The organism is Mesorhizobium sp. M7A.F.Ca.CA.003.01.2.1, assembly GCF_003998945.1.
GTDB lineage: Bacteria > Pseudomonadota > Alphaproteobacteria > Rhizobiales > Rhizobiaceae > Mesorhizobium > Mesorhizobium ciceri.
Genome location: NZ_RZRA01000134.1, coordinates 1 through 8,061, shown reverse-complemented (window position 1 = coordinate 8,061; position 8,061 = coordinate 1). Strand labels below are relative to the sequence as shown.

The window sequence follows — 8,061 nt, the reverse complement described above, 5'->3', positions numbered from 1 at the left end:
GCGCTGGTGCCGCCCATCATCGTCATCGCGCTGATGCTGGTCGTCTGGCAGATCGCCTGTTCGTCGCCGACATCGAGCCTGCCGCCGCCGACCCAGGTGTGGAACGAGGCCTACGACCTGATAGCGCATCCGTTCTTCGACAATGGCCCGCAGGATATAGGTCTGGCCTGGCGCGTGCTGATCTCGCTGCAGCGCGTCGCCGTCGGCTTCGGCCTGGCGGCGGTCGTCGGCGTCGCGCTCGGTGCGCTGGTCGGCCAGTCGATCTGGGCGATGCGCGGCCTCGACCCGGTGTTCCAGATCCTGCGCACGGTGCCGCCGCTGGCCTGGCTGCCGCTGTCGCTGGCGGCGTTCCGTGATTCCAGCCCGTCGGCGATCTTCGTCATCTTCATCACCTCGATCTGGCCAATCATCATCAACACCGCGGTCGGCGTGCGCAACATTCCCGAGGACTACCGCAACGTCTCGCGCATCCTGCGGCTCAACCAGTTCGAATTCTTCGTCAAGATCATGGTGCCGGCCGCCGCGCCTTACATCTTCACCGGCTTGAGGATCGGCATCGGCCTGTCCTGGCTCGCCATCGTCGCCGCTGAAATGCTGACTGGCGGCGTCGGCATCGGCTTCTTCATCTGGGATGCGTGGAACTCGTCGCGGCTGCCCGACATCATCGTCGCGCTCGCCTATATCGGCGTCACCGGCTTCTGCCTCGACCGGCTGGTCGCGGCGGTCGGCGCCTTCGTCACCCGCGGCACAACGGCAAAGTGAGGAGAGGGGCGATGACGGCCTATCTGAAGCTCGACCATATCGACAAATCCTTCACGCGTGGTGCCCAGGTCAGCGAGGTGTTGAAGGACATCAGGCTGACCATCGACAAGGGCGAATTCGTCTCCATCATCGGCCATTCCGGCTGCGGCAAGTCGACCCTGCTCAATCTGATCGCCGGGCTGACCAAGGTGTCGGCCGGCGCCGTGCTGCTCGAGGACAAGGAGGTCGACAGCCCTGGACCGGAACGCGCCGTGGTGTTCCAGAACCACTCGCTGCTGCCGTGGCTGACCGTCTACGAAAACATCAACCTGGCGGTGTCGAAGGTCTTCGGCCGTTCGAAGAGCAAAGTCGAGCGGCATGACTGGATCATGCGCAATCTCGACCTCGTGCAGATGGCGCATGCCAAGGACAAGCGCCCGGCGGAAATCTCCGGGGGCATGAAGCAGCGCGTCGGCATCGCCCGGGCGCTGGCGATGGAGCCGAAGATCCTGCTGCTCGACGAGCCGTTCGGCGCGCTCGATGCGCTGACGCGGGCCCATCTGCAGGACGCGGTGATGGACATCCATTCCAGGCTCGGCTCGACGACGATCATGATCACCCATGACGTCGACGAGGCGGTGCTGCTCTCCGACCGCATCGTCATGATGACCAACGGTCCGGCGGCGACCATCGGCGAAGTGCTTGCCGTGCCGCTGGCGCGGCCGCGCCGGCGCGTCGAACTCTCTTCCGACCGGACCTTCCTGCGCTGCCGCGAGGCGGTTCTGAAGTTCCTCTACGAACGCCACCGCTTCGTCGAAGCCGCGGAGTAGCACCATGAGCGAAAGACTTGTCATCATCGGCAATGGCATGGCCCCCGGGCGCATGCTGGAGCACCTGCTGGAACAGGCTCCGGGCCGCTACACCGTCACCATCTTCAACGCCGAGCCGCGCGTCAATTACGACCGCATCATGCTGTCGCCGGTGCTGTCGGGCGAGAAGGCCTATGAGGAGATCATCATCCATGGCGACGGCTGGTACATCGCCAACAACATCACCCTCTACAAGGGCCACAAGATCGTTGCCATCGACCGGACGGCGAAGACCGTCACCTCGGATCACGGCGTCACCGAGCCCTACGACAAGCTCGTCATCGCCACCGGCTCGGTACCGTTCATCATTCCGGTTCCGGGCCATGACCTGCCGGGCGTGCTGACCTATCGCGATCTCGACGACGTGCAGGCGATGATGCTCGCTGCCCAGTCGCGGGCCAAGGCGGTGGTCATCGGCGGCGGCCTGCTGGGTCTGGAGGCGGCGGCGGGCCTCAACGCGCAAGGCATGGACGTCACCGTGCTGCATGTCATGCCGACCTTGATGGAGCGCCAGCTCGATCCGGCCGCCGGCTATCTCTTGCAGCGTGCGGTGGAGCAGCGCGGCATCAAGGTCATCACCAAGGCCAACACACAGGCTATCACCGGCAACGGCAAGGTCGGACAGGTGGAACTTGCTGACGGCACCATTATCCCAGCAACGCTTGTGGTGATGGCCGTCGGCATCAGGCCGAATTCGGCGCTGGCCAAACAGGCCGGCATCGCCGTTAACAGGGGCATCGTCGTCGATGCCGGCATGCGCAGCAACGATCCCGACATCTACGCGCTCGGCGAATGTGCCGAGGTCAACGGCCAGGTCTATGGCCTCGTCGCGCCGCTCTACGAGATGGCGCGCGTCACAGCCAGCCAGCTTGCCGGCAACGAAGCGGCGGCCTTCGTCCATATGGACACGCCGACCAAGCTCAAGGTCACCGGCATCGACCTGTTCTCGCTCGGCGACTTCGCCGAGGGCGAGGACCGCCAGGAGATCGTGCTGCGCGATGCGGCGGCCGGCGTCTACAAGCGGCTTGTGCTGAAGGACGACCGCATCATCGGCACCGTGCTCTATGGCGAGACGGCGGACGGCGCCTGGTTCAACGATCTCAAGAAAAAGCAGACCGACATATCGGAGATGCGCGATACGCTCATCTTCGGCCAGTCCTACCAGGGGGGTGCCCCGCTGGACCCTATGGCGGCCGTTGCAGCCTTGCCGGATGATGCGGAGATCTGCGGCTGCAACGGCGTTTGCAAGGGGAAGATCACCGGCGCGATCACGGCCAAGGGCCTGACCTCGCTCGACGACGTGCGCGCCCACACCAAGGCGTCGGCCTCCTGCGGCTCCTGCACCGGGCTGGTCGAGAAGCTGATGGTGCTGACCATCGGCGACAAATACAATCCAGCGGCGGTGCAGCCGATGTGCGGCTGCACGACGCTCGGTCATGACGAGGTCCGCCGGCTGATCATCGCCAAGCGCCTGAAGACCATTCCCGCCGTCATGCAGGAACTGGAATGGACGACCTCCTGCGGCTGCGCCAAATGCCGGCCGGCGCTCAATTACTATCTCGTCTGCGACTGGCCGGACGACTACGCCGACGACTACCAGTCGCGCTTCATCAACGAGCGCGTCCACGCCAACATCCAGAAGGATGGCACCTATTCGGTGGTGCCGCGCATGTGGGGCGGGGTGACCAATGCCGCTGAACTGCGCGCCATCGCCGACGTTGTCGACAAGTTTGAAATCCCGATGGTCAAGGTCACCGGCGGCCAGCGCATCGACATGCTCGGCATCCGCAAGGAAGACCTGCCGGCGGTGTGGGCCGATCTCGGCCAGGCCGGCTTCGTCTCCGGCCACGCCTATGCCAAGGGGTTGCGCACGGTGAAGACCTGCGTCGGCTCGGACTGGTGCCGCTTCGGCACGCAGGATTCGACGGGCCTCGGCATCCGCATCGAAAAATTCATGTGGGGCTCGTGGACGCCGGCCAAGGTCAAGATGGCGGTGTCGGGTTGCCCCAGGAATTGCGCCGAGGCGACCTGCAAGGATGTCGGCGTGATCTGCGTCGACTCCGGTTACGAGATCCATTTTGCCGGCGCGGCCGGCCTCGACATCAAGGGCACCGAAGTACTCGGCCTGGTCAGAACCGAGGACGAGGCGCTGGAGCATATCGTGGCGCTGACGCAGATGTACCGCGAGCAGGGCCGCTACCTCGAGCGCATCTACAAATGGGCCAAGCGCATCGGCATCCCCGAGATCAAGCGCCAGATCATGGACGATGGCGACAAGCGCAAGGCCTATTACGAGCGCTTCGTCTTCAGCCAGAAATTCGCCCAGGTCGACCCGTGGTCGGAACGCGTTTCCGGCAAGGACAAGCACGAATTCCGGCCAATGGCTTCGGTCGGTTTTGCGCAGGCGGCGGAGTGAGCGTCATGAACTGGATATCGATAGGCTCTCTCTCCGACATCCCTCGCCGCGGCGCGCGCTGCGTCGCCACGCCGGAAGGAAAAATCGCGGTCTTCCGCACCCAGGACGATCAGGTCTACGCCATCGACGACCATTGCCCGCACAGAGGCGGACCGCTCAGCCAGGGCATCGTGCACGGCGCGGCGGTGACCTGTCCCTTGCACAATTGGGTGATTTCGCTGGAAACGGGCAAGGCGCTCGGCGCCGACGAGGGCGCGGTGCGCACCATTCCGGTGCGGATCGAAGGCGAGCATCTGTTCATTGCGCTGGAAGCGCTGGTCAGCCGCGCGGCCTGACCCCATGGAGATCGATGAAGCGCGCGAGGTGAGGACCACCTGCCCCTATTGCGGGGTGGGCTGCGGCGTGCTGGCGAAGGTCGCCGCGGACGGGCAAGTGTCCGTGCGCGGCGACCCCGACCACCCGGCCAATTTCGGCCGGCTCTGCTCCAAGGGCTCGGCACTGGCCGAGACCATCGATCTCGACGGCAGGCTGCTTCATCCAGAGATCCACGGCCGCCGCGCCGGCTGGGACGAGGCGCTCGACCTCGTCGCCTCGACCTTCTCGCAAACCATTGCCGAGCACGGGCCCGATGCGGTCGCCTTCTATGTCTCCGGCCAGTTGCTGACCGAGGACTACTACGTCGCCAACAAGCTGATGAAGGGCTTTGTCGGCTCCGCCAATATCGACACCAATTCGCGCCTGTGCATGGCCTCTTCGGTCGCCGGCCACCGCCGCGCTTTCGGCTCCGACACCGTGCCCGGAACCTATGACGATCTGGAGCTTGCCGACCTGATCGTGCTGGTCGGCTCCAATCTCGCCTGGTGCCATCCGGTGCTCTACCAGCGCATCGCGGCTGCCCGGGAAAAGCGGCCGGAGATGAAGATCGTGCTGGTCGACCCGCGTCGCACCATGACCGCTGACATTGCCGATATGCATCTGGCGATCGCGCCGGATGGCGACATCGCTTTGTTCACCGGGCTGCTCGCCTACCTCGGCCAGCACAATGCGCTCGACCGCACCTATATCACGACGCACACGACGGGCTTCGGGCAAGCGCTTTTCGCCGCCTCCGCGCTGGACCTGGCTGGCGTCGCCGCTGCCACGGGCCTGAGCGAGGACGAGCTTGACCGGTTCTACAGCCTGTTCGCGGCGACCTCCAAGACCGTGACCGTCTACAGCCAAGGGGTGAACCAGTCGTCTTCGGGCACCGACAAGGTCAATGCCATCATCAACTGCCATTTGGCCACCGGCCGCATCGGCAAGCCAGGGGCAGGGCCGTTTTCGGTGACCGGCCAGCCCAACGCCATGGGCGGGCGCGAGGTCGGCGGCATGGCCAACATGCTGGCTGCCCATATGGAGATCGAAAACCCCGATCATCGCGACCGCGTGCAGCGCTTCTGGAACGCGCCGGCCGTTGCCGGAAAGCCCGGCCTGAAGGCAGTCGAGATGTTCAAGGCGGTTGCCGACGGGCACATCAAAGCGCTGTGGATCATGGCCACCAACCCGGTCGATTCGATGCCGGACGCCGATGCCGTCGAAGCGGCGATCAAGGCGTGCCCGTTCGTGGTGGTGTCGGACGTGCTGGCCCGGACCGATACCGTCCGCCACGCCCATGTCCGGCTGCCCGCCGCCGCCTGGGGCGAGAAGGATGGCACCGTCACCAATTCCGAACGCCGTGTGTCGCGCCAGCGCGCTTTTTTGCGCGTGCCCGGAGATGCGCTGCCTGACTGGCGGATTATTGCCGAGTTGGGCAAACGGATGGGGTTTGGTGAGGCGTTTTCCTACGCGTCGCCGGCGGAGGTGTTTGCCGAGCATGCCGCGCTGTCGGGTTTCGAGAATGATGGTGCGCGGGATTTCGACATCGGGGCTTATGCCGGGGTTGATGCGGAGGGATATGAGGCGCTTGAGCCGTTCCAATGGCCAGCGCCGAGCCAAGGCGCCCCCCTCTGGCCTGCCGGCCATCTCCCCCTCAAGGGGGGAGATCGGCTGTCATGGCCGTCTTCGCCAATTCACAACGTCGCAAAGCGAAAGCAGTCGGCAAAGCTGCCAATCTCCCCCCTTGAGGGGGAGATGGCCGGCAGGCGAGAGGGGGGCGCTCAAGCTGGAGGTTGGCCAGAAGGGGTCGGCACGACTGGGCTCCAGGCTCGCTTCTTCGCCAACGGCAACTTCTTCACACCCGACCGCAAGGCGCGCTTCATCGCCATCCGTCCCACCACGGAAATCCGCACCAGCCCCGATTATCCGCTGATCCTCAACACCGGCCGCATCCGCGACCATTGGCACACCATGACGCGGACGGGGAAAAGCCCGCGGCTTTCGCAGCACATCGCCGAGCCCTTCGTCGAAATCCACCCGGCGGATGCGCAGCGCTTCGGCATCGGTGACGCCGACATAGCGCGCGTTTCCAGCCCGCGCGGTGATGTGCTGGTGCGCGCGCTGGTGACGGCGCGCCAGCGCCAGGGCAGCCTGTTTGCGCCGATGCACTGGACCGATCAGTTCTCGGCAAAGGGCCGGCTCGACACGCTGACCGCGCCGCTGACCGATCCCATTTCCGGTCAGCCGGCGCTGAAACATGTCGCCGTCCGCATCGAGAAATTCGCGGCAAAGGCCTTTGGCTTTGCGGTGGCTCGGCAGCGGCCGGAGCCTAATACTGCGCCCTACTGGGCCGTGGCCAAGTGCAAGGGCGGCTGGCGGGTCGAGCTTGCCTTTGCCGATGACGACATCGACTGGGCAGGCTTTGCCGGGTCGCTGTTCGGTACGTCATTGGGTGCCGAAATATCAGCTTATCACGACCGCGACGTCGGCCAGCACCGCATCGCCGCCTTCGACGACGACCAACTGTCAGGCGCCTTGTTCGTCGCGCCCGGCCCGGTCGCCGTGTCGCGCGGCTGGGCGGCGGAACAACTGAGCGCCGATCATGTTGATCGGCGCAGCAGGCTGGCGATCGTGGCCGGGCGGCCGGGCGGGATCGACGTCGATCGCGGCGCCATCGTCTGCTCCTGCTTCGGCGTTGGCGCCAACCAGATCACGGAAGCGGTACGCCGCGGCTGCGGCAGCGTCGCGGCAATCGGCGCGGCCCTGAATGCCGGCACGAATTGCGGCTCCTGCCGCGCCGAGATCAGGGTCATCATCGACGCACAGAGCCTCCAGGCAGCCGAGTGATCGTCCTGACCAAAGGGGCCTGCGCGACGGTGCTGGTTGGGCTATGGTGGCTCAGGCGTGCTACGTCGCGCACGAATCATCCTCAGTCAGGGTCATCCAATGGCAAATCCCCCGCGCCGACCGACAAATCCGATGGCGGCCGCCGAGGCGGCTTTCAAGCCGGTGAAGAAGCCGGCTGCCCCGGTCCGAGAGCCCACGGCCGCTCCAGGCGTCAGGGAGCTTGTTTCGATCCGAATCGACCGCGCCGTGCTGGACCATTTCCAGGAGGATGGACCCGGCTGGCAGGACCGCATCAACGACGCCTTGCGGCGTGTGATAGAAGGCAAGCCGATCGTTACCGGGGGTGATCGTTCAGACGACGAGTAGCGGCTGTTCCAGCCGGCTCACGCTTCGAAGTGCAGGATGTAGAGCTTCCGCGTCTTCTCGTGGATCGTCCATTCGCCTTTCCAGCCTTTCGGCAGCACCAGCATTTCGCCCGGACCAACGTCCTCGCTGCGGCCATCGGGACCATGCAGCGAGACCCGGCCTGACACGATGTGGCAGGTTTCGGAATTGGTCTCGCGCGAGGCCGTGAAGCGGCCCGGCGTGCACTCCCAGACGCCGACTTCCAGTGCGCCATCCGGCGAGGTCCACAGCGTCGTCGAGGCTTCGAACTGATCGCCGCTGATCGAGGTCGGCTTGGGCTCAGGCTCGCCGAGGTCGATGGAGGCGAGGTGGGCGAAGGTCTGGAAGTCGGTCATGGCAGTCTCTCAATGTCCTGTGATGCGGTCGGCGATTGCGGCCAGTTTCGACGTGTGCTGGAGGCCGGCTTCCTCGCGCTCGTCGGCGACGCGA

General features: G+C 65.3%; 7 protein-coding genes. 6 read left to right on the top strand and 1 reads right to left on the bottom strand.

The window, feature by feature from the left end; translation table 11 throughout:
- The 6 genes from ntrB to EN969_RS08255 all read left to right on the top strand — a co-directional run.
- Window positions 1-762 (top strand): nitrate ABC transporter permease (gene ntrB / locus EN969_RS08280; RefSeq protein ID WP_127419065.1); only part of this gene is annotated, 762 nt, incomplete at its 5' end.
- 11 nt (window positions 763-773) lie between these two features.
- Window positions 774-1,571 (top strand): ABC transporter ATP-binding protein, encoded by a 798-nt coding sequence (locus EN969_RS08275; protein WP_013530459.1) that lies wholly within the window; start codon window positions 774-776, stop codon window positions 1,569-1,571.
- A gap of 4 nt (window positions 1,572-1,575) precedes the next feature.
- On the top strand, window positions 1,576-4,026 hold the full coding sequence (gene nirB, locus EN969_RS08270) for a nitrite reductase large subunit NirB (RefSeq protein WP_024503965.1): 2,451 nt from the start codon (window positions 1,576-1,578) through the stop codon (window positions 4,024-4,026).
- A gap of 5 nt (window positions 4,027-4,031) precedes the next feature.
- On the top strand, window positions 4,032-4,361 hold the full coding sequence (nirD, locus tag EN969_RS08265) for a nitrite reductase small subunit NirD (protein WP_063168698.1): 330 nt from the start codon (window positions 4,032-4,034) through the stop codon (window positions 4,359-4,361).
- A 4-nt stretch (window positions 4,362-4,365) separates the two neighbouring features.
- Window positions 4,366-7,227: a nitrate reductase gene (locus EN969_RS08260; protein WP_063168697.1), complete on the top strand. Its 2,862-nt coding sequence runs from the start codon at window positions 4,366-4,368 to the stop codon at window positions 7,225-7,227.
- A 99-nt stretch (window positions 7,228-7,326) separates the two neighbouring features.
- Entirely contained in the window at window positions 7,327-7,593 is a 267-nt protein-coding gene (locus EN969_RS08255; RefSeq protein WP_024503962.1) for a BrnA antitoxin family protein, read from the top strand.
- Between the two features lie 17 nt (window positions 7,594-7,610).
- Here EN969_RS08255 and EN969_RS08250 read toward each other — a convergent pair whose 3' ends face one another.
- On the bottom strand, window positions 7,611-7,967 hold the full coding sequence (locus tag EN969_RS08250; RefSeq protein ID WP_013530464.1) for a cupin domain-containing protein: 357 nt from the start codon (window positions 7,965-7,967) through the stop codon (window positions 7,611-7,613).
- Between the last annotated feature and the right edge of the window lie 94 nt (window positions 7,968-8,061).

Bases quoted from the DNA above. Each gene is read 5' to 3' on its own strand.
- EN969_RS08275 (WP_013530459.1), top strand. From the start codon at position 774: ATGACGGCCTATCTGAAGCTCGACCATATCGACAAATCCTTCACGCGT.
- nirB (WP_024503965.1), top strand. From the start codon at position 1,576: ATGAGCGAAAGACTTGTCATCATCGGCAATGGCATGGCCCCCGGGCGC.
- nirD (WP_063168698.1), top strand. From the start codon at position 4,032: ATGAACTGGATATCGATAGGCTCTCTCTCCGACATCCCTCGCCGCGGC.
- EN969_RS08260 (WP_063168697.1), top strand. From the start codon at position 4,366: ATGGAGATCGATGAAGCGCGCGAGGTGAGGACCACCTGCCCCTATTGC.
- EN969_RS08255 (WP_024503962.1), top strand. From the start codon at position 7,327: ATGGCAAATCCCCCGCGCCGACCGACAAATCCGATGGCGGCCGCCGAG.
- EN969_RS08250 (WP_013530464.1), bottom strand. From the start codon at position 7,967: ATGACCGACTTCCAGACCTTCGCCCACCTCGCCTCCATCGACCTCGGC.